The organism is Streptomyces sp. WM6386 (assembly GCF_000972385.1).
Classification (GTDB): domain Bacteria; phylum Actinomycetota; class Actinomycetes; order Streptomycetales; family Streptomycetaceae; genus Streptomyces.
Map to the genome: position 1 here is coordinate 45,537 of NZ_JXTE01000016.1, position 20,814 is coordinate 66,350.

Here is a 20,814-nt window from a genome sequence, read left to right on the forward strand (position 1 = left end):
GAATGTATCAATTTGGTACGAATAACACGGTCAGTTCTTAAGGCAACCCTCAGCGACATAGATCACCGCACGCCTGGCTACAGTGCGGGAGACGATGCGGGTAGTCTCTTAGAACTGCATAAGTTACCGCTTAGTAATCTCGCTCCACCCCGCTCGAAAGAACCCCATCGCAGGCCCGAGGAGCCCCGACATGCAACTCGCCGCGATCATCGTGTCGCTGGTCCTGACCGTGGTCGGCGCGGCATTGTTCGCACGCGTCATCGCGCAGTTCGTCCGGTTTTTCATGCTCGGCCAGCCTCTGCCCGCCGGCACCCGGATCGACAACCCCTACCAGCGCAGTGTGACGTTGGTGAAGGAGTTCCTCGGCCACACGCGGATGAACCGCTGGGGGATCGTGGGCTTCGCCCACTGGTTCGTGGCGATGGGCTTCCTGACGCTGATCCCGATCCTGGGCCAGGCCCTGGGCCAGCTCTTCCAGGCCGACTTCGTCCTCCCTGTCATCGGCGGCTGGCTGCCCTGGGAGATGTACGTCGAGTTCATCACCGTGATGACCGGCCTCGGCATCGCCGTGCTCATCGCGATCCGCCTGCTGAACCTGCCCTCGCGCCCCGGCCGCAAGTCCCGCTTCACGGGCTCCAAGGCCTGGCAGGCGTACTTCGTCGAGTACGTCATCCTCACCATCGGCATCGTGATCTACGTGCTGCGCGGCCTCGAGGGCGCGATGCACCACGTGGACCACTACGAGGCCGCGTTCTTCGCCTCGTACCCGCTGGTCGCCGCCTTCCGCACGCTCGACGTCGCCACGCTGCAGACGCTGGTCTACCTCTTCGCCGGCATCAAGGTCAGCGTCTCGTTCATCTGGATGATCGTCGTCTCGCTGAACGCCAACATGAGCGTCGCCTGGCACCGTTTCCTCGCGTTCCCGAACATCTGGTTCAAGCGCAACGCGGACGGCTCCACCGCGCTCGGCGGCCTCCAGCCCATGACGTCCGGCGGCAAGCCGATCGACTTCACCGACCCGGGCGAGGACGACGTCTTCGGCGTCTCCCAGGTCGAGCAGTTCTCCTGGAAGGGCCTCCTCGACTTCTCGACCTGCACCGAGTGCGGTCGCTGCCAGTCGCAGTGCCCGGCCTGGAACACCGGCAAGCCGCTCTCCCCGAAGCTGCTGATCATGTCGCTGCGGGACCACTCGCACGCCAAGGCGCCCTACCTGCTGGCGGGCGGCGGCAAGACGATGGAGGGCGAGGAGAAGGCGTCCGAGGAGCAGCTGGCCGGCGTGCCCGCCGCGGCTCTGGCGGAGGCCGAGCGCCCGCTGATCGGCACCGCCGAGGAAAACGGCGTCATCGACCCGGACGTCCTGTGGTCCTGCACCACCTGCGGCGCCTGTGTCGAGCAGTGCCCCGTCGACATCGAGCACGTCGACCACATCGTCGACATGCGCCGCTACCAGGTGATGATCGAGTCCGCGTTCCCGTCCGAGGCGGGCACGATGCTCAAGAACCTGGAGAAGAAGGGCAACCCCTGGGGCCTGGCGAAGAAGCAGCGCCTGGAGTGGCTCAAGGAGCTCGACTTCGAGGTGCCGGTCGTCGGCAAGGACATCGAGGACCTCACCGAGGTCGAGTACCTGTACTGGGTCGGCTGCGCGGGCTCCCTGGAGGACCGCGCCAAGAAGACCACGAAGGCCTTCGCGGAACTCCTCCACATCGCGGGCGTCAAGTTCGCGATCATGGGCGGCGACGAGAAGTGCACGGGTGACTCGGCGCGCCGGCTGGGCAACGAGCCGTTGTTCCAGGAGCTCGGCATGGAGAACGTCGCCGCGCTGAACATGGCATTCGGCGAGGACGACGACGACGAGTCGACGAAGAAGCCGCGGTCGGCGAAGAAGATCGTCGCCACCTGCCCGCACTGCCTGAACACGATCGGCAACGAGTACCCGCAGCTCGGCGGCGACTACGAGACCATCCACCACACCCAGCTGCTCCAGCACCTCATCGACGAGGGCAAGCTGCTCCCGGTGACCCCGGTCGACGGTCTCATCACCTACCACGACCCCTGCTACCTGGGCCGTCACAACAAGATCTACACGCCTCCGCGCGAGATCATGTCGGCCGTCCCGGGCCTGCGTCAGCAGGAGATGCACCGCCACAAGGAGCGCGGCTTCTGCTGTGGCGCCGGTGGTGCGCGGATGTGGATGGAGGAGCGGATCGGCAAGCGCATCAACAACGAGCGCGTCGACGAAGCTCTCTCCCTGAACCCCGACATCGTCTCCACGGCCTGCCCGTTCTGCCTCGTCATGCTGACCGACTCGGTCAACGGCAAGAAGAACGAGGGCAAGGCCAAGGAGTCCATCACGGTCGTCGACGTGGCCCAGCTCCTGCTGGAGTCCGTGAAGACCCCGGTGGACCCGCAGGACGCGACGGAGACGGAGCCCGCCCCGGAACCGGAGCCGGTGAAGTAGCCCGTACCGCACTCCGACGCCCCTCACACCCACCTGGGTGTGAGGGGCGTCGCGGTTCAACGGTCACAAGGCTCCGGATCCGGTCCAGGTGCTCGGCGATGTCACTGGCGAGGCCGCCGTCTTGTCGTAGGGGGCGACGACAACCTCGCTCAAGGACTCAAGGAGTGGACGATGAACCTCGCCCTGTGGATCGGTGCCGCACTGCTCGCCGCGGTCGCCCTGGCCGGTGGCGTCACCAAGACCTTCGTGCCCCGGGAGAAGCTGGCCGCGGCCCCCGGCGGGGGCTGGACGGCACAGGTGAGCGTCGGTTTCCTGAAGAGTCTCGGCGTCCTCGAACTGCTGGCCGCCGTCGGCCTGATCCTGCCCGCCGTGGTCGACATCGCCCCGGCCCTGGTGCCGGTGACCGCCGTCTGCTGGATCCTGCTGATGGTCGGTGCGATGATCACCCACGGCCGGCTCGGCGAGGCGAGGTTCGTGGCGCTGAACTCGGTCTATCTCGTGCTCGCGGTGTTCATCGCCTGGGGCCGTTTCGGACCCGAGTCCTTCGCCGGCTGACAGGGCGCGAGAATCGGGAACACCGTCGGCCAGGGGGAGCGGCATGAGCCGGACCAGAACCGAGGAGTTCCAGGAACTGCGGCCGCTGCTCTTCTCGATCGCCTACCGGATCCTGGGCAGCGTCAGCGAGGCCGAGGACGCCGTCCAGGAGACCTGGCTGCGCTACGAGGCCTCGCCGACCGAGCCCCGCTCGGTCAAGGCCTATCTCTCGGCCGCGGTGACCCGGGTCTCGATCAACGTGCTCCGTTCGGCCCGCGTCCGGCGCGAGGCCTACGTCGGTCCGTGGTTCCCCGAACCGCTGCTCGCCGACCCCTACCAGGACCCGGAGCGGTCTGCGGAGCTGGCGGACTCGGTGTCGATGGCGGCCCTGTTGCTGCTGGAGCGGCTCAGTCCGCTGGAGCGGGCGGTCTTCGTGCTGCGGGAGGTGTTCGACTTCGGCTTTCCCGAGGTCGCGTCGGCGGTGGGGCGCTCGGAGGCGGCGTGCCGCCAGCTGGTGGTGCGGGCGCGGCGCCACATGGCCGAGGGCCGGCCCCGGTTCGAGGCGAGCCGCAAGGAGCGGACGGAACTGGCGTCGCGGTTTTTCCAGGCGCTGCGCGAGGGCGATGTGGACAGCCTCCAGGAACTGCTCGCCGCCGAGGTGACGCTGGTCGGCGACGGCGGCGGCAAGGCCCCGCAGCTGGCCAGGGCCGTCGTCGGCGCGCAGCACGTGGCCCGGCTGCTGGCAAGCGTCTTCCCCCGGATGGCCCGGGCCGCGGTGACGTTCGAGCCGCACGAGGTCAACGGCGAGCCGGGGGCGGTCTTCCGGGACCGGGACGGCAAGGTGCTCCACACCATGGTCCTCGACGTCCACGACGGGCGGATCCGGACGATCCGCAACGTCATCAACCCCGACAAACTCCAGCACCTGGGCCCGGTGGCGGACGCCTGGGCGGTCCACCGCGAGGTGCGGGACACGCCGTGACACGCACCCCTCGCCGGGTGGCCTGATCCGGCTGCCCCGTCCGGGTGGCCCGCGGCTCAACCGGCGCCCGGGGCGGCACCCCACCGCCGACACCCAACGACGAGCCGCGCCAGGCCGTGTCCGCGCATGCCGGGTGCGACGACCACACCGCCGAGCCCCGCCACCCGCAGCCGCCGCTCCCCACCTCGACGTCCGCCTCCACCAGCCCGGCGTGCGCGACCAGCCGGCCCTCGCTGCGGACCCCGAAGTGCACGTCCTTGTCCCGGGCCGTCACCCCGTACGCGGCGACCTCGAAGGGGTCCTCGACGGCGCCGGTGATCTCGTCGAGGTCGGCCTTGGTGTACCGCGCGAGCCGTACGACGGGGAGTTCCTGAGGGCCGTGAAGTGCCGGTCCGGCTCCGGTGGCGAGCGCCCAGTAGCGGTCGCCGTAGGACCAGTGCCACCACTCGGTGGGGTAGTTGACCAGGCCCGCCGCGATCCGGGGATCTGACATCAGCACGATCTCGGTCATGCATCGATCATGTCTCGCGGCACGTACCCGGCCATCACCCGGGCCCTCGCCCGCAAACCCCGGCTGAACTCCCCCTTAACCCCGGGCTCGAACGCGTGCATCATTGCCGGGGTTCGTTGTCGATGATGCTGACGAGGTGTGCGGTGCGCGTGCGAATGGCCGGGGCGAGTACGGCGGTGCTCTGCGGTGCCCTCCTGCTCGTCTCCTGCGGACCCACCCAGCGCACCGGGAGCGCCGACCACAGCACGCCGCCCGTGCGCGCCGTGAACGCTCCCGCGAAGCTGCCCGTCCCGCGCGGCAAGGGCAGTGCGACCGCCGACGACTTCAACGGCGACGGCCACCGGGACCTCGTACTCGACGACCTGGTCAAGGCGCAGGAGCACGCGGACGACGCGGGCATCGGGGTCGTGTACGGGAGCGCACGCGGGCTGACGCCGGGAGCGAGACAGTTGCTGAGTCCGGCGAAGCAGGCCGTCGCCACCAAGGGGCAACTGCCCGCCGTGTTCGAGGCGGAGGCCACCTGTGACCTCGACGGGGACGGCTTCACGGACCTCGTCGTGTCGACCGATCCGCCCTACGACGGCCAGGGACAGCCGCCGGTCCCCCTCCAGGTCCTCTTCGGCTCCCCGTCCGGCCTGACCGGCAAGGCGGTCAAGCTCGTCGTCCCGGCACGCGCCCGGGCCGGCAACGACTGGCCGGACCAGCCGGTGTGCGGCGACTTCGACGGGGACGACGCCCAGGACCTCGTCCTGCACGCCTCGGGCTCCCGACTCACCTATCTGCGGGGCCCGTTCACCAAGAAGGGCGCCCCGAAGGCGGCCACCGCCCCCGTCCCCGCGCCCGGCGAGTTCCCCACGGGCCCGGCCGGCGACGTGAACCGCGACGGATACGACGACCTGGTCGTCCGTACGGGGGACGGCACCGCCACCTCCGCCCTCGTCCTCGGCGGCCCCACCGGGCCGACCCGCACCGGCACCCTCCTGCCGGCCGGCATCGACGTCGCCCTCGGCCGCTTCGGCAAGGGCAAGGCCCTGGACGCGGCGATCGGCGCGATGGGCGGCACCGCCCTGCGCTACGACCTGCCCACCGCCGGCCGCGCCACCCTCTCCTCCCCCGGCTCCATGCTCGACGCGGCCGACTTCGACGGCGACGGGCTGAGCGAACTCGTCTCCAGCGGGTCGCGGATCAAGGTGTTCCGAGGCCGTACGGCCGGACTCTCGGCGTCCGGCATGGTCACCGTCGAACCGGGCGCCGTGGGCACCACCCGGGTCCTGGCCGTGGGTGACTTCGACGGGGACGGGCGGGCGGACCTCGCGGTGCGGACATACCGGGGCGAGACCAAGGACACCGTCGCGGTCTTCCCCGGGGCGAAGAAGGGGCTCGTGAGTGCCGAGCCGACGGTCACCTTCTCCACCTCGGAGTTCCTGGAAGCCGACTGAGAAACCCCAGTGGTCACGGGGGGCACAAAAATTTACCGAACACACGTACAACCCTTATGTGCCGACAGAGGTCTCCTGTGCGCCGACCGACCTGTGTGGCCGAGGAGTACTCCCGGCGAACACGGCCGGTCCGCCCCCATCGACTGTGGACGCCCCGCCAGGCGTCCCCGCATGCCGCAGGAGAACCCGCATGCACCAGCACCATCTGCGACTCGCCCTCGCGACGGCCACCGCGGCCGCGCTGACGGGCGGTCTGCTCACCTTCTCGGCCGCGACGGCGACGGCCGCGGACTCGACGGTCGTACCGAAGGCCGACTTCAACGGTGACGGCATCGGCGACGTGGCCTTCTCGGCCGCCGGTGCGTACGTCAACGGCAAGCAGGGCGCCGGTCAGCTCGTCGTCCTGTACGGCACCGGCACCGGAGTGTCGTCCGCGAAGCGCTCCGTGATCAGCCAGAACACCACGGGCGTGCCCGGCACCGCCGAGACGACCGACTTCTTCGGCGCGGAGACCGCCTACGGCGACTTCAACAACGACGGCTACGACGACATCGCCGTCTCCGCCCCCTGGGAGGACGTCGGCAGCGACACCGACGGCGGCGGTCTCGCCGTGCTGTGGGGCTCCGTGAAGGGCATCACCGGCACCGGCGTGACCGTCGCCGACCCGGCCCCCTCCTCGCACGACACCTGGGGCAAGAACCTCGCCGCCGGCGACTACGACGGCGACGGCACGGACGACCTCGCGGTGGGCAACACCTCCAGCACGATCTACGTCTACAAGGGCGGCATCAGCGCCTCCGGCACCGCGGTCGGCGGCCGCTCCACCATCAAGCCCCCGATCCAGTCCGGCGGCAACGCCCGCGGCCCGCTCAACCTCACCGCGGGCGACGTCAACGGCGACGGCCGCACCGACCTGGTGGTCGACGGCTTCGAGACCGAGACGGACTACGGCTGGAACACCAACTACCTGGTTCCCGGCACCGCGAGCGGCCTGTCCGTCGCGTCCGCGCAGACCCTCAAGCCCGGTGCCATCACCGCGATCGGCGACATCAACGCCGACGGCTTCGGCGACATCGTCTCCGGCATGTACTGGAACAAGACCACCGACGACGGCAGCGTCACCTACCCGGGCGGCGCCGACGGCGGCAAGGTGTGGATCACCTACGGCTCCGCGAGCGGCGCCGGCTCGGTCACCGGCATCACCCAGAACACCGGAAACGTCCCCGGTACCTCCGAGAAGAACGACTGGTTCGGCTACGAGCTGGACCTCGGCGACATCAACGGCGACGGCTTCCAGGACCTCGTGGTCGGCGTCGCCGGCGAGAACATCGACGGCGTCACGGACACCGGCATGGTCACCGTCCTGTACGGCTCGGCCTCCGGTCTGAACACCTCCTCCGGCGCCCAGTCCTTCGCCCAGTCCACCGCGGGCGTGCCCGGCGAGGACGAGAAGAACGACGCGCTCGGCGCCGACGTCAAGCTCGACGACGTCACCGGCGACGGCCGCGCCGACCTGATCGCGGGCTCCTACGAGAACGACGGCAACGGCGCGGTCCTCTACCTGCCCTCCAACGGCACGAAGATCACCACGACCGGCTCCCGCACGGTCTCCCCGAGCACGTCGGGCGTCTCGACGACGGGCAGCCCGGCCTTCAGCGCCAACTTCGCCGACTGAGCGGCTGACTGGCCGAGCCACTCGCCCACTGAGCGGCTGAGCGGCTGAACCACTCGGTCACTGAGCGGCTGAGCGGCTGAACCACTCGGTCACTCTGCCACCGGGCCCGTCCGCGGCCCGGTGGCCCGGCGCCGTACGACCTCGACGTACCCCCGAAACGGAAGAACCCCATGCGACTTCTGCGCATCGCCACCGCGGTGGCGCTCACCGGCGGCCTGCTCACCCTCGCGGCCCCGGCCGTGACGGCGGCCACGACGAAGCAGTACACCGCGGACTTCAACGGCGACGGCTACGGCGACGTCGCGTTCGCCGCGCCCTACGCGAAGGTCGGCGGCAAGGGCATGGCCGGCTACGTCGCCGTCCTGTACGGCACCAAGAACGGCCTCGACCCCGCCAAGCGCACCGTCCTCAGCCAGAACACCACCGGCGTACCCGGCACCGCCGAGGCCGAGGACACCTTCGGCGAGGCCCTCGCGATCGCCGACCTCAACAAGGACGGCTACACCGACCTCGCCGTCGGCGCCCCCGGCGAGGACGTCGGCACCGACGTCGACGGCGGCTCCGTCACCGTGCTGTGGGGCTCCGCGAGCGGCGTCAAGGGCGGCACCACGGTCAAGGACCCGGCGGTCTCCTCCCACGACAACTGGGGCCGGCTCCTGACCGCCGGCGACTTCAACGGCGACGCCAAGAGCGACCTCGCCGTCGGCACGGGCGGCACCAAGTCGTATGTGATCCGCGGCGGCTTCACCAAGTCCGGCACCACGGGCACGGTGAAGAAGATCGGTCTCGCGGAGACGGCGTACTCCGTCGACGCCATGAAGGCCGGTGACACCAACGGCGACAAGAAGTCCGACCTGGTCCTCACCTACCGCACCCACAACACCTCGCACGCCTCGGGCAGTTGGTCCAGGGGCGTCGCCTACCTCGGCTCCGCCTCCGGCCCGGACACCACCTCGCCGCGCCCCCTGAACGGCGGTACGTCGATCGCGCTCGGCGACATCGACGGCGACGGATACGACGAGATCGCCCTCGGCAACGTCTTCACCGAGGAGGACGACCAGTCCGGCAGCCGCGGCGGCAAGGTCGTCGTCATCCGAGGCTCGGCGGGCGGGCCCGTCAACGGAGACGCCCCGATGGCCCAACTCACCCAGGACAGCGAGGGAGTTCCGGGCACGGAGAAGGCAGGCGATGGCTTCGGCGCCGCGGTCTCCATCGGCGACCACAACAACGACGGCTACGACGACCTCGCGATCGGCATCCCCTTCAAGGACACCACCCAGTCCGAGGACTCCGGCTCCTCCGTGGTCCTGACCGGCCCGCGCCTCTCCGGCGGCCGCGAGCTGTCCCAGAGCACCTACGACGTTCCCGGTGTCCCGGAGAACACCGACTACTTCGGCTCGGACGTCCTGCTCTCCGACGTCAACGGCGACGGCGACGCCGACTACACGGCGGCCGCCGGCTTCGAGAACGAGGGCACCGGCGCCATCTGGTCGTTCCGCGGCACCACCACCGCCGACGTCCGTTCCTTCGGCCCCGGTTCCCTCGGCATGTCCAGCGGCTACGGCGCGTTCGGCGCCGGCCTCATCGGCTGACCCACAGGAGCGACACCATGCGCACAAGCACCGCAGCCGCCCTGACCGTCACCCTCGTGGCGACAGGCCTCACCCCGCTCTTCCTCGCCGCCCCCGCGTCGGCGGCGGTCGCCAAGCACTACGACGACTTCAACGGCGACGGCTACCGGGACCTGGCGTACAGCCACTACTACTCGGGCATCTCCGGCGACGACGGCTGGACCGGCGGCGCCGTCAACATCGTCTACGGCAGCGCGAGCGGCCTCGACACGACGCGCACCCAGGTCGTCCACCAGGACAGCCCCGGCATCCCCGGGACCGGCGAGGAGGACGACTACTTCGGCGAGTCGATCAGCAGCGCCGACCTCAACAAGGACGGCTACGCGGACCTGATCGCCGGCAACGGCACGGAGCACGTGGGCAGCGCGAAGTACCGCGGGACGGTCACCATCGTCTGGGGCTCCAGGACGGGCCTGTCCGGCGGCACCAGCCTCGCCCCGAAGTCCGGCGCGGGCGGCTCCCAGTCCCACTTCGGCAGCGAGCTCGCCACCGGCGACTTCAACGGCGACGGCTCACCCGACCTCGCCGTCATCGGCGGCGGTGAGGCGTGGCTGTACCGCGGCCCGTTCACCAAGTCCGGTGCGACGGGCAGCGTCAGCAAGATCGACAAGGAGGGCGCGGGCTGGTACTCGCACGGCCTCGCCGCCGGCAAGGTCAACGGCGACGGCAGAACGGACCTGGTCGTCCTCGGCACGCAGTTCGTCGACAACAAGCCCGCGAACCGCATCTGGTACCTCAAGGGCGCCTCGTCGGGCCTGACTTCGGGCGCCTCCAAGACGTACGCCAGTGAGCCGTGGGGTGCCACGATCGGCGACTTCGACAAGAACGGGTACGGCGACATCGCCGTCGGCCTGCCCGACAACAACGACGGCAAGGGCATCGTCAGCGTCTGGCGCGGGACGTCCTTGGGGCCGAGCGGCTCGATGACGTACAACCAGGCCTCCTCCGGTGTCTCCGGCAGCCCCGAGGCGGGCGACAACTTCGGCTACGCCGTCTCGGCCGGCGACACCAACGGCGACGGCTACGCGGACCTCGCGGTCGGCGTGCCGCAGGAGGACGTGGACGGCAAGGAGGACCAAGGCGGCGTCACCGTGTTCCGCGGCGGCTCCGGCGGCCTGACCGGCACCCGCTCCACCTGGATCCCGCAGACGGTGCTCGGCCCGGCCGACTCCTACGCCTCCTTCGGCTCCCCGGTCCGCCTGCGCGACCTCGACCGCGACGGCAAGGCCGACCTCACGGTGGGCGCGAACGGCGACGCCCTGCTCATGCGCGGCACGAGCACCACACCGACCGCGACGGGCGCCGTCCACCTGCCGGAGTACGGCGGCGGCTTCCTCGACTGATCTTTTCCTCTGCGCTTTCTGCTCTTTCTGCGCTTTCCTCGCTTTCTTCCAGGAGAACCCGATGCGTCACCTGAGAACCACCCTCGCGACCGCCGTCGCGGCCACCCTCACCGGCGGTCTGCTCACCCTCTCGGCCGCGACGACCGCGACCGCCGCCCCCTCCGGCCTGGCCGGCGACTTCAACGGCGACGGCTACCGCGATGTCGCGATCGCCGCCCCCATCGCCAAGATCTCCGGCAAGACCGGCGCGGGCTATGTCGCCGTCGTCTACGGCACCAAGAGCGGCCTCGACACCAGCAAGCGCCAGATCATCAGCCAGGCCACGGACGGCATCCCCGGCACCCCGGAGGCCGGCGACTACTTCGGCGACCGTCTCACCACCGGCGACATGGACGGCGACGGCTACACGGACATCGTGGTCGGCGTGCACGGCGAGAAGATCGGCTCCACCGACTCCTACGGCGCCCTGACCGTGCTGTGGGGCGGCGCGACCGGCATCAAGTCCGGCACCGACATCTCCTCCCCGCTGCCGGAGTACCGCAACGAGCTGGGCTGGTCCCTCGCGGCCGGCGACTTCGACGGCGACGGCCACACCGACCTGGCCGCGGGCAACAACTCCACGCCGTCCCTGAACATCTTCCGCGGCCCCGTCTCCCGTACCGGCAAGGCCGCTTCGCTCGTCGGCGTCGACACGGTCGACCAGACCACGATCTACCCCGACGGTCTCATCGCGGGCGAGGTCAACGCCGACGGCCGCACCGACCTCCTGGTCATGGGCCAGGAGGAGACCAGCACCGGCGACTACCGCACCCGCAGCGTCCTCTACACGGGCAACGCCACCAGCACCCTCAAGGTCGGCAAGAAGCTCGCGGGCGGCTACGCCGGTGTCATCGCCGACGTGAACAAGGACGGCTACGGCGACATCGTCACCGGCAACTTCATGGAGAAGTCGACGTCCGAGCCGAACGGCGGCCTCGGCGGCGCGGTGACGGTGACGTACGGCGCGTCCACGGGTCTGTCCACCCGCACGCCGGTGAAGTTCACCCAGGACTCGGCGAGCGTCCCCGGCACGGCCGAGAAGTTCGACTTCTTCGGCTGGAGCCTGTCGGCCGGCGACGTCAACGGCGACGGCTACGCCGACATCGCGGTCGGCTCCGAGCAGGAGACCATCGGCTCGGCGAAGCACGCGGGCACCGTCACGATCCTGCGCGGCTCGGCCTCCGGCCTGACCGGTACCGGCTCGAAGTCCTACTCCCAGAACACGGCGAACGTCCCCGGCACGGCCGAGTCCTACGACCACTTCGGCTACGCGGTCCACCTCACGGACATCGACAACAACGGCCGTACGGAACTGGTGACCTCGGCCTCCGGCGAGAACAGCAGCGACGGCGCCGTCTGGTTCCTCAAGTCCACCACCTCCGGCATCACCGCCACCGGTTCGAAGTCCTTCAGCGGCCCGACCCTGGGCGGGCCCTCCGGCGACGCGTACTTCGGCGACGTTCTGGAAGGCTGACCCATGCGCATCCGTACCACAACGCTCGCGGCCCTGCTGGCCGCGGCCCTCGCCCCGCTGACCCTGGCCGCCCCGGCCGCGGCGGCCCCCTCGGGCCTGCCCGGCGACTTCAACGGCGACGGCTACCGGGACCTGGCCGTCTCGGCCGCACTGGCCACCATCGGCTCCGCCGAGCACACCGGCGCCGTGGTCATCACCTACGGCTCGTCCACCGGACCGAAGGCCGCCAACTCCAAGGTGATGTCCCAGAATTCGGCCGGCGTCCCCGGCACCTCGGAGGACAACGACGGCTTCGGCGCCGCCACGGCCACCGGCGACTTCAACAGCGACGGCTACGCGGACCTCGCCGTCGGCACCCCGTACGAGGGCACCACCGCCGGTGCCCTCTCCGGCTCCGTCACCGTCCTGTGGGGCTCCAAGTCCGGCCTGTCCGGCGGCACCGCGCTCGCCGCCCCCACCGCGGACAAGCCCAAGTACTTCGGCGACCACCTCGCCGCGGGCGACTTCAACGGCGACGGCCGCGACGACCTGGCCGTGGGCGCGGGCAACTACAACGGCGTCTCCCTCTACCTCGGCGGCACCGGCAAGGGCAGCACCCTGTCCGGCCGCACCGGCTTCGCACCGGGCGGCCGCAACGCGGTGGGCCTCGACAGCCTCACCGCCGGCGACATCAACGGCGACGGCACGGACGACCTGGTGATCGGCGGCGGCGATCTGGGAACGGTCGCCCGCCAGGCGGTGTACCTGTCGCCGGGCGGCTCCGCCAGGACGTTCGCCGGTGAGGCCACGCCGGGCTACGCCACCGCTGTCGGCGACATCGACGGCGACGGCTACGACGACATCGTCAGCGGCGACTACGGGGACGGCACGGTCGGCGGCAGCGTCACCGTGACGTACGGCTCCGCGAAGGGCCCCGACACCTCCCGCGCGGCCGTCACCATCGGCCAGGACACGGCCGGCGTGCCCGGCACGGGCGAGAGGGGCGACTGGTTCGGCTGGTCGGTGGCGCTCGGCGACATCAACGGCGACGGCCGCGCCGACCTCGCGATCGGAGCCCGCCACGAGACGATCGGCAGCAAGGAGTACGCCGGTTCGGTCACGGTCGTCCCGGCCGGTACGAAGGGCCTGTCGCCCGGCACGTCGTACAGCTACCAGCAGGACACCGCCGGCGTCCCCGGCGCCTCCGAGAGGTTCGACCAGTTCGGCACCGCCGTCCAGCTGGCCGACACCAACCGTGACGGCAAGGCCGACCTGTCCGTCGGCGCCCCCGGTGAGAACGCCGGTGACGGCGCCGTGTGGTTCCTCAAGGGCACCTCGACCCGGCTGACGACGAAGGGCGTGGTGAGCTTCGGTGCGGGCTCGATCGGTCTGGGCGCACACCCCCAGCCGGAGCTCGGTACGCCGATCACGGGCTGACCCTCACGACATGTCAGGGACAGCCGTGACAACCCCTTAGGGGATGTCACAGCTCGGCCGCAAAGCCGGGCCCGAACCCACGGGCCCGGCACGCGGCTCTCCGGGACCAGGTACGTTCGAAGGCGTGGCTGGATTCAGGATCGGACGCGGCCGGGACAACGGCGCTCCTCACACGCGACCGCAACAACCTCCGTACGGGCAGCAGGCCCCGCAGGGACCGTCGTACGGCGGCTACCCCGCGCCGCCTTCGCGCCCACACCCGGGGCAGCAGCAGTACGGCGGCCCCCAGGGCGGCGGCTACGACGAGCCGGAGTACTTCGGCGACGGCGGCCACGACCCGTACGCGGCGAACAACCCGGGTCACACCCAGGCCTTCTCGGTCGGCGAGGACCCCTACAACCAGGGCGGCACCTACCGCGCGGGCTCGACCCCGCCGGCCGGCCCGGTGGGCCCCCGCCTCCACTGGAAGGACCTCCTGAGGGGCATCGTCACGGCCCCCAACCAGACCTTCCTCCAGATGCGCGACTACACGATGTGGGTCCCGGCCCTGATCGTGACGTTCCTCTACGGCCTGCTCGCCGTCTTCGGCTTCGACGGCGCCCGCGAGGACGCGATAAACGCCACCCTCTCCAACGCGGTCCCGATCGTCCTGACGACGGCGGTCGCGATGGTCCTGTCCTCCTTCGTCCTGGGCGTGGTCACCCACACCCTGGCCCGCCAGCTCGGCGGCGACGGCGCCTGGCAGCCCACGGTCGGCCTCTCCATGCTGATCATGTCCCTGACGGACGCCCCCCGTCTCGTCCTCGCCATGTTCTTCGGCGGCGACGCCACCTTCGTCCAGGGCGTCGGCTGGGCGACCTGGGTGGCAGCGGGCGCCCTCCTCACCCTGATGGTCTCCAAGTCCCACGACCTCCCCTGGCCGAAGGCCCTGGGCGCGGCGTCGATCCAACTGATCGCCCTGCTCTCGATCGTGAAGCTGGGCACCTTCTAGACACCGGTTCTCGAGTACGCCGAGGGGCTCCCCACACCGGGGAGCCCCTTGTCCGTCACGCGTTGATGCCTCGCAGGTCAGCGCCGGCACGCTCGGGCGGCTGATAGAACACGGCCATGACCTACACACAGTTGGAAAGCATGTGGGGAGTGGGCCGGGCCGGATCCAGCAAGCAGGTTCCGCCGAGACGTACGTCGAGTTCGGCTACTGGACACGCTTCGACGCGTTGTCGACGAAGTCTCTGATGGCTGCCTTCGCGAAGTCGTCCAACTGGTTCCGCTGCCTGTCGTTCGCAGCGCCCGAAACTGAGCGTGTCCGTTCCAGAGCCGCCTCAGCGTCGGCCACGAGACTGGCGTCGTTGGTGACCAGCTTGAGGCGGTAGAACGCCTGCCACGCGGTCGTGCGCAGGCGGTGACCCTCCTGGTACGCCATCCGGTACGCCTCCCCGCCGGGATCTCGTTTCTTGCTGAAGTAGCGCTCGGCCTGCCCCCACCGGAAGTCCTCCATGGCAGAGGCGAACGCGGTGTACGCGGCGATCCGCTCGTCGCGCAACGTCTGCTGCTTGGCTGCAAGCCGCTGAAAGGGATAGGTGGCAACGGCGCCCAGCAACGTGCCGGCCACTGCCACAACACTGGTCCATATCGGCTCCATGGCCACAGAGGAGCATGGGCGTACGTCTGTATCGGAGACCTCGTCCTGATCTTCATCGAACGTCCCCATGCGGACCGGCCATGATCCAGGATGAAGGTGTAGCCGCTTGTCGCATCCGGCCGTTCGTAGGACACCGGCAGTAAGCGAGAGCAGTTGCCGTACAGCAACGAAGTACAGCAGCCCCAGCAGCCACTGAGACCAACAGCCACTCTCAGGGAGCCAGCGGCGGCCTCTATGACCTCCAATGACCGATCTCTGTAGAGCTATGGGTCAGAAGGTCATCGTCCCTTCGAACAGCAAGAGAGCCCCTCGCGGACCTGCCGAGGGGCTCTCTGTGATCTCCAGGAAACGTGCAGCTCAGACCGCTTCCCTGTTCTCCTTCGGCGCCTCTCCCGACCTACCTACCGGAGGCAAGACACTCCACGGAAAGTTGATCCACTCATCCGTCCGCTTCCACACGTACTCGCACTTCACCAGCGACTGCGTCTTCTCGTAGATGACGGCGCTGCGGACCTCGGCGACGGTGTCGAGGCAGAAGTCGCGGACCAGCTTGAGGGTCTTGCCGGTGTCGGCGACGTCGTCGGTGATGAGGACCTTTTTGGAGGAGAAGTCGATGGCGTTGGGGACGGGGGCGAGCATGACGGGCATGTCGAGGGTGGTGCCTACGCCCGTGTAGAACTCGACGTTGACCAGGTGGATGTTCTTGCAGTCCAGGGCGTACGCCAGGCCGCCCGCGACGAACACTCCGCCGCGGGCGATGGAGAGCACGATGTCCGGCTCGTAGCCGTCGTCGGCGATGGTCTGCGCGAGCTCACGGACGGCGAGGCCGAAGCGCTCGTACGTCAGGTTCTCCCGTACGTCGCTCATACCTGCGTCCGGTGGAAGTTGAGGAAGGAACGGGAGGCCGTCGGGCCGCGCTGGCCCTGGTAGCGGGAGCCGTAGCGCTCGCTGCCGTAGGGGAACTCGGCCGGCGAGGAGAGCCGGAACAGACAGAGCTGGCCGATCTTCATGCCGGGCCAGAGCTTGATGGGGAGGGTGGCGAGGTTGGAGAGCTCCAACGTCACGTGCCCGGAGAAGCCGGGGTCGATGAAACCGGCGGTGGAGTGGGTGACGAGGCCGAGGCGGCCGAGGGAGGACTTGCCCTCCAGGCGCGAGGCGAGGTCGTCGGGGAGCGAGATGACCTCGTACGTCGAGGCGAGGACGAACTCGCCGGGGTGGAGGATGAAGGGCTCGTCGCCCTCCGGCTCCACGAGGCGCGTGAGGTCCGCCTGCTCGACGGAGGGGTCGATGTGGGGGTAGCGGTGGTTCTCGAACACCCGGAAGAAGCGATCGAGGCGCACGTCGACGCTTGACGGCTGCACCATGGATTCGTCGTAGGGATCGATCCGTACCCGCCCGGCGTCGATCTCGGCCCGGATGTCCTTGTCTGAGAGAAGCACGCCCCGAGGATACGCAAGGCGCGCGGACCGACCACCATCGGTCGGTCCGCGCGCCTGGGTACTACTCCCTAGTGCTTCTCCAAGGTCACCGGAACGACGCTGCGTAGCCGGGCACAACGAGGGCACCGGACGAGTCTTCCGGGACCGAGCCGCTCGGCCTGCTGCATCGGGAACGAAGCGGTGCTGAACACGTGCCCATCGGCACAACGGACGACAGTGCGCTCCATCAAGTTCTGGAGTCCCTTCCCCAAGAGCCGCGTCCGGCTGCTGCTCGCCGAACGACAAAAGCCACATTACGGGATGGAAGGAACGACTCTCCAGGCGGCACTCCGACCCCTCCCGGAGCCTCTCCCACCTCTCCACCGTACGCCCCAACTCCGGCGCCCCGCAGCCCCATCGCTCCCCTGAAACGCACCCAGACCCCACGGCTCCGGTGCCGGGGGTCTGGCATGAGGTAGAGTGACAGAGCGTTCCGACACCGTTCTCAACCGGCGTCTTACGCGGGTGTAGTTTAGTGGTAGAACATCAGCTTCCCAAGCTGAGAGTGCGAGTTCGATTCTCGTCACCCGCTCTTATCGAAGCCCCAGGTCAACGGCCTGGGGCTTGTTTGTTGGCGAGGATTTCTCCGCAGGAACCGGCCACTGGGCAGACGAAGATTGGGCACGCGGAGGGCACAAGTTCTCAGCGGTCATGGCAGGCTCACCGGATCTCACCGCGAACGGCTCGTGTGACCTGCAGTTTCGCCGCATCAACCACATCGGTCGCACCTGCGAGCCCTCAGCCTGCCCGTCCCACTGGAGAGACGGATGGCGCGTGCGGACGCCGCGCAGCACTGTTGATTGCCCAACTCCTGCCTGGTGGACAGGGCTTCAACGAGTCCGCAACGGTGGACGCGAGCGCTGCGGCCACCCCTCAGGCGATGTCGTGGATGTTGTGCTCGGTCAGGTCGGATGCGTGCCGGGCAATGGTGCGGTAGTCGGCGGCGTCGTGCAGAACGGCCAGTCCGTGATGGGCTGCGGTCGCGGCGATGACGAGGTCCACTGCTGAAGCGCTGCGATGCTCACCGGCCCGAGCCATCCGGTGTTGCACTGCGCTGATCCAGCGCCCCGCGTTCTTCGGTACCGACACATCGGCGTACAGGTCGGTGAACATCTCCGTGATCTCGTCGTACTCGCGTCCGTTCCGGGCACTGTGGAGGAATTCGGCGCGCTGCACGTAGCAGGATGCGATGGCCCCGACGTCGATCGCGTCGTACCAGGCCGATTGCAGTTTGGGGTCACGGAGCAGTCGGACCAGGCCCGACGTGTCGAGCAGATAGATCACCGGCTGCCCTTCTCCGCCCGATGCAGACGTGGCAGTCAAACGGCCCTTCTCGCTGATCACCACCCGTGCGTACCGGGCTGGGCTCTCGCTCTCCGTGCTGGGCATCGTCCTCCGAGCCGCCGCCGCTGATCCAGTACGTAAAGACCCGTGACGAGATCACAGCCGTTCCGAAGCCGGACAAAGAGCGCAAGGAACTCTACGCGTCAGTCCTGGCCCAGACGGCCTTGCGTACCGTCCACGAACTCTTCGCCGCCGACACCGAAGGCGTAGTCCGGTCCGTCGCCTTGAACGGGCATGTGGCCACGATCGACCGCGCCACGGGGCGCAACGTCCATCCGTGCCTGATCACGCTCCAGGCCGATCGGGCCGAGTTCGGCGAGCTGGTCCTGACACAGGTGGACCCGCGAGCCTGCCTGAAGCGGCTGCGTTCACTGATCTCGCCCAACCCGTACGAGCTGGAGCCGGTAAGGCCGTTGGTCACGTTCGACCTGTCCAAGTTCCGCCTCATGGACAGCCTGGATGTCGTGGCCGGCCTGGACAGCCGCCCTGTACTGATGGACCTGACCCCCACAGAGTTCGAGCACCTCATCCGGCAACTGTTCGAGGCCATCGGCTTGGACAGCGTGAACACACAGCCGTCGAAGGACGAAGGTGTGGACGCGGTCGCGATGAACACAGACCCGGTCATGAAAGGGCTGTGCGTCATCCAGGCCAAACGCACCAAGAACGTGGTGCCGTTCGAGACCGTCTCCGCTCTCGCCGGCGTCGTGGAACACAAGCGTGCGGCCAAGGGCATCCTGGTGACGACTTCGTGGTTCGGCCGGGCGAGCGAGGCGTTCGCCAACGAGCACGGGAGGCTCGAACTCCTCGACGGCGCCAACCTGGTCCACCTGTTCAAGAAGCACATGGACCTCGACGTCATCCCGGGCCCGACGCCACCGAAGCGACGCCCTCGGTAAGCGCCACGGGCGTCGGCCTCGCTGCCCCTGCCACTGAATTGCCGATGGAACCGCACATCGCGGTGAGTGCGGTCATCACGGCCGCTTTCGGTCGCGCACGGTGCCAGACTGACCGTGGGGAGAGGGGTGTGCCATGGGGTTCGGGTTCCGAGTCGGGGTTCCTGGGATGAGTGTGCGGGTCTCGACGCGCGGGGTACGGACCTCGGTAGGTCCGCGTGCGGCAAGACTCAGCGTGGGCACCGGCGGAGCCCGGCTGTCGTCGGGGCTCGGCCCCTTCTAGGCGTCGAGTTCCCTGAGCGGAAACCGACGGCGAACGACTACGCGGCGGGCCTCGGGTCCCCGCACTGTCGTCCCGTCCGCTGCTCAGCTGGACCGGGTCCGGCGTCAGGCGGAGCGAGCGCAGCAGGAGGCCGAGCGCGATGCGGCCATCACCCGGCTACGGGAGTTGCGGCAGCAGATGACGAGCGTGCACCTGCAGTCGTTTCCCACAGCGCACCCGCCGGAGATCCCAGCGGTACCCGCGTTGGGCCTGCCCTGGGCGCTCGCCGAGGCGCAGACGTTTCATCTGCGCGGGGTGGGCCGACTAGCCCTGGCAGAGCGGGCCGCAGCGAAGCAGCGCGCGCAACATGACGCGCCCGCATACCTGGCCGCGGAGTCGGCACGCCTGGAGGCGGCGTGCCGACGGGTGTCCATGGAGGCCCAGGAGTGGTGGCAGGCCCTCGTCTCCAACGACGAGGCGACGGTCTGCGAGGCGGTGAACACGGCCTTCTCCGACAACCCCGCCGCGGGCTGCGCCGTAGGAATGGACGGCTCGGTTCTGTCCGTGGTGATGCGGCAGCAGGACCTCGACTTCCTGCCCACTCAGACAGCCGGGCTGACGCCCAGCGAGCGCCCGACACTCAAGAACCTCACCAGGCGCGACCGGCTGCTGTGGTGGCTCACCGCCATGGGCTCCAACCTTGTCGCCACGATCAAGGAAGGCTTCGCCACAGCCCCTGGCGTCACCGCGATCGACCTCGCCGTGCTAACCCGTCTGCCGGACACCCAGCGTCTCGGCTTCGTCGCCTACGGCCGCCACCGCGCTGCCCGAACAGGTCCGGCGGGTGGCCATCGCCATGAATATGGACGTCGACACAGGGCTGACCTGCGGTTCCCTCACATACTCCGCCCTGCACATGGACTGCGTGACAGGCACAGGCTGGACATTCCAGCCGCCCGCTGACTCGAACGTCCGGGCCATGGTCGTCGCCGAGCTGTACCGGCACATCATCGACGGCCGCCCCGCCTGGAAACTCCGCGCCGTCGGCCAGGGCTGGGCAGACGGCCTCGACGGCCTGGCCCGCGCCCACGGAGTCGACGTCGAGTAACGATCGGCTTTCAGCGCGGCATACCCATCCGTGAACACATATCCCGTTCGGCTGCGACGCCCATGTAGTTGCCCGCCCAGGAGGGTCTTTCCGGCGCTCCGAGCGGATGCCCCCTGCAGCACGGCCGGAAAAGTCGCCCACCATGTCATGAGCCGGCCACGTCCACGATGACGTGTCCTGCCCGGTGGTCCGCGCGGAGCACGGCGCGGGCTGCACCGAGGATCTCCTCATCCATCGCCGGTCCGGAGGTCAGGACCTGCAGCAGCCGAGTGCGCCACACGTCGGGGTCCGCCTCGTGTGCGTGCAGCACCCGTACGCCGTATCCGCGCCGCACGTCGTCGCCGCCGGACAGCCAGCGGCGGACCGCCTCCGTCAGCTCGGTATGGAGGTCGTGGACGACTCCTCGTGCGGTGTCGGCTCCTGGTGAGGTGACGCGTTCTCGTTCCGTGCCGGTGAGTCCGGCCGCCGCTCCCGTGGCCAACGCGATGGCCACCAGCTCCACTTCGGTCACGTGAACCCCTTCGGTTGTGTGGGTTGTGCGAGGTCGTGTCCACCACCGTGGCCTGGGATGCTGTAATCCTG

19 protein-coding genes, 1 tRNA gene and 1 pseudogene are annotated in these 20,814 nt (G+C 69.3%); 15 read left to right on the plus strand and 6 right to left on the minus strand.

The genetic code is table 11. From position 1 onward, the window contains the following. Positions 1 to 190 precede the first annotated feature (190 nt). From TN53_RS12660 to TN53_RS47805, 4 genes are all read left to right on the plus strand, one after another. Complete coding sequence (locus TN53_RS12660; protein WP_046247619.1) at positions 191 to 2,458, plus strand: (Fe-S)-binding protein; 2,268 nt, start codon at positions 191 to 193, stop codon at positions 2,456 to 2,458. Between the two features lie 171 nt (positions 2,459 to 2,629). After that, entirely contained in the window at positions 2,630 to 3,013 is a 384-nt protein-coding gene (locus tag TN53_RS12665) for a DoxX family protein (protein ID WP_046247620.1), read from the plus strand. A 43-nt stretch (positions 3,014 to 3,056) separates the two neighbouring features. Continuing rightward, a complete protein-coding gene (locus tag TN53_RS12670) occupies positions 3,057 to 3,974 on the plus strand; it encodes an RNA polymerase sigma-70 factor (protein ID WP_046247621.1) in 918 nt (305 codons plus the stop codon). A 44-nt stretch (positions 3,975 to 4,018) separates the two neighbouring features. Continuing rightward, a complete protein-coding gene (locus TN53_RS47805) occupies positions 4,019 to 4,348 on the plus strand; it encodes a hypothetical protein (RefSeq protein WP_199924564.1) in 330 nt (109 codons plus the stop codon). Here TN53_RS47805 and TN53_RS48290 read toward each other — a convergent pair. Beyond that, positions 4,339 to 4,452, minus strand: a pseudogene (locus tag TN53_RS48290) (dipeptidase); the annotation flags it as partial. The gene TN53_RS47805 and the pseudogene TN53_RS48290 sit on opposite strands and share 10 nt — an antisense overlap. Positions 4,453 to 4,628: 176 nt before the next feature. Between TN53_RS48290 and TN53_RS12680 the strand changes: the two are divergent. The 7 genes from TN53_RS12680 (at position 4,629) to TN53_RS12710 (ending at position 14,493) form a co-directional block, all read left to right on the plus strand. Beyond that, positions 4,629 to 5,924 (plus strand): FG-GAP repeat domain-containing protein, encoded by a 1,296-nt coding sequence (locus TN53_RS12680; RefSeq protein ID WP_420716010.1) that lies wholly within the window; start codon positions 4,629 to 4,631, stop codon positions 5,922 to 5,924. A gap of 190 nt (positions 5,925 to 6,114) precedes the next feature. Next, on the plus strand, positions 6,115 to 7,599 hold the full coding sequence (locus TN53_RS12685) for an FG-GAP-like repeat-containing protein (RefSeq protein ID WP_046247624.1): 1,485 nt from the start codon (positions 6,115 to 6,117) through the stop codon (positions 7,597 to 7,599). A gap of 170 nt (positions 7,600 to 7,769) precedes the next feature. Further along, positions 7,770 to 9,191: an FG-GAP repeat protein gene (locus tag TN53_RS12690; protein WP_046247625.1), complete on the plus strand. Its 1,422-nt coding sequence runs from the start codon at positions 7,770 to 7,772 to the stop codon at positions 9,189 to 9,191. Positions 9,192 to 9,208: 17 nt separating this feature from the next. Further along, positions 9,209 to 10,573: an FG-GAP-like repeat-containing protein gene (locus TN53_RS12695; RefSeq protein WP_046247626.1), complete on the plus strand. Its 1,365-nt coding sequence runs from the start codon at positions 9,209 to 9,211 to the stop codon at positions 10,571 to 10,573. 61 nt (positions 10,574 to 10,634) lie between these two features. Beyond that, positions 10,635 to 12,086, plus strand: coding sequence for an FG-GAP-like repeat-containing protein (locus TN53_RS12700; protein ID WP_046247627.1), 1,452 nt, complete (start codon positions 10,635 to 10,637; stop codon positions 12,084 to 12,086). A 3-nt stretch (positions 12,087 to 12,089) separates the two neighbouring features. Continuing rightward, on the plus strand, positions 12,090 to 13,502 hold the full coding sequence (locus TN53_RS12705; protein ID WP_046247628.1) for an FG-GAP-like repeat-containing protein: 1,413 nt from the start codon (positions 12,090 to 12,092) through the stop codon (positions 13,500 to 13,502). Positions 13,503 to 13,545: 43 nt separating this feature from the next. Then, complete coding sequence (locus TN53_RS12710) at positions 13,546 to 14,493, plus strand: Yip1 family protein (RefSeq protein ID WP_046247629.1); 948 nt, start codon at positions 13,546 to 13,548, stop codon at positions 14,491 to 14,493. Positions 14,494 to 14,697: 204 nt separating this feature from the next. On the opposite strand, the gene TN53_RS12715 is transcribed toward TN53_RS12710, so the two are convergent. The 3 genes from TN53_RS12715 to dcd all read right to left on the minus strand — a co-directional run bounded on the left by TN53_RS12715 (position 14,698) and on the right by dcd (position 16,583). Then, entirely contained in the window at positions 14,698 to 15,114 is a 417-nt protein-coding gene (locus TN53_RS12715; RefSeq protein ID WP_234308126.1) for a hypothetical protein, read from the minus strand. A 387-nt stretch (positions 15,115 to 15,501) separates the two neighbouring features. Then, complete coding sequence (locus tag TN53_RS12720; protein ID WP_046247630.1) at positions 15,502 to 16,011, minus strand: phosphoribosyltransferase; 510 nt, start codon at positions 16,009 to 16,011, stop codon at positions 15,502 to 15,504. After that, the gene (dcd, locus tag TN53_RS12725) at positions 16,008 to 16,583 is read right to left on the minus strand and encodes a dCTP deaminase (protein WP_037702868.1); all 576 of its coding nucleotides are present in this window, start codon (positions 16,581 to 16,583) and stop codon (positions 16,008 to 16,010) included. Before dcd ends, TN53_RS12720 begins: the two co-directional genes overlap by 4 nt. Before the next feature lie 500 nt (positions 16,584 to 17,083). Between dcd and TN53_RS12730 the strand changes: the two genes are divergently transcribed. Continuing rightward, positions 17,084 to 17,154 (plus strand) — tRNA-Gly (locus tag TN53_RS12730). Between the two features lie 341 nt (positions 17,155 to 17,495). Here the strand turns inward: TN53_RS12730 and TN53_RS12735 are convergent. Continuing rightward, positions 17,496 to 17,906 (minus strand): PIN domain-containing protein, encoded by a 411-nt coding sequence (locus TN53_RS12735; protein ID WP_046247631.1) that lies wholly within the window; start codon positions 17,904 to 17,906, stop codon positions 17,496 to 17,498. Positions 17,907 to 18,202: 296 nt separating this feature from the next. Here TN53_RS12735 and TN53_RS44980 point away from each other — a divergent pair, with 296 nt between their 5' ends. The 3 genes from TN53_RS44980 to TN53_RS48300 all read left to right on the plus strand — a co-directional run bounded on the left by TN53_RS44980 (position 18,203) and on the right by TN53_RS48300 (position 20,232). Further along, a complete protein-coding gene (locus TN53_RS44980; RefSeq protein WP_234441584.1) occupies positions 18,203 to 18,865 on the plus strand; it encodes a restriction endonuclease in 663 nt (220 codons plus the stop codon). Positions 18,866 to 19,322: 457 nt separating this feature from the next. After that, the gene (locus tag TN53_RS48295; protein ID WP_052742243.1) at positions 19,323 to 20,087 is read left to right on the plus strand and encodes a hypothetical protein; all 765 of its coding nucleotides are present in this window, start codon (positions 19,323 to 19,325) and stop codon (positions 20,085 to 20,087) included. Then, positions 19,987 to 20,232: a TerD family protein gene (locus tag TN53_RS48300; RefSeq protein ID WP_234308127.1), complete on the plus strand. Its 246-nt coding sequence runs from the start codon at positions 19,987 to 19,989 to the stop codon at positions 20,230 to 20,232. The genes TN53_RS48295 and TN53_RS48300 overlap by 101 nt, the downstream gene beginning before the upstream one ends. Before the next feature lie 145 nt (positions 20,233 to 20,377). On the opposite strand, the gene TN53_RS12750 is transcribed toward TN53_RS48300, so the two are convergent. Beyond that, a complete protein-coding gene (locus TN53_RS12750) occupies positions 20,378 to 20,743 on the minus strand; it encodes a hypothetical protein (RefSeq protein ID WP_046247632.1) in 366 nt (121 codons plus the stop codon). Positions 20,744 to 20,814: the final 71 nt, after the last annotated feature.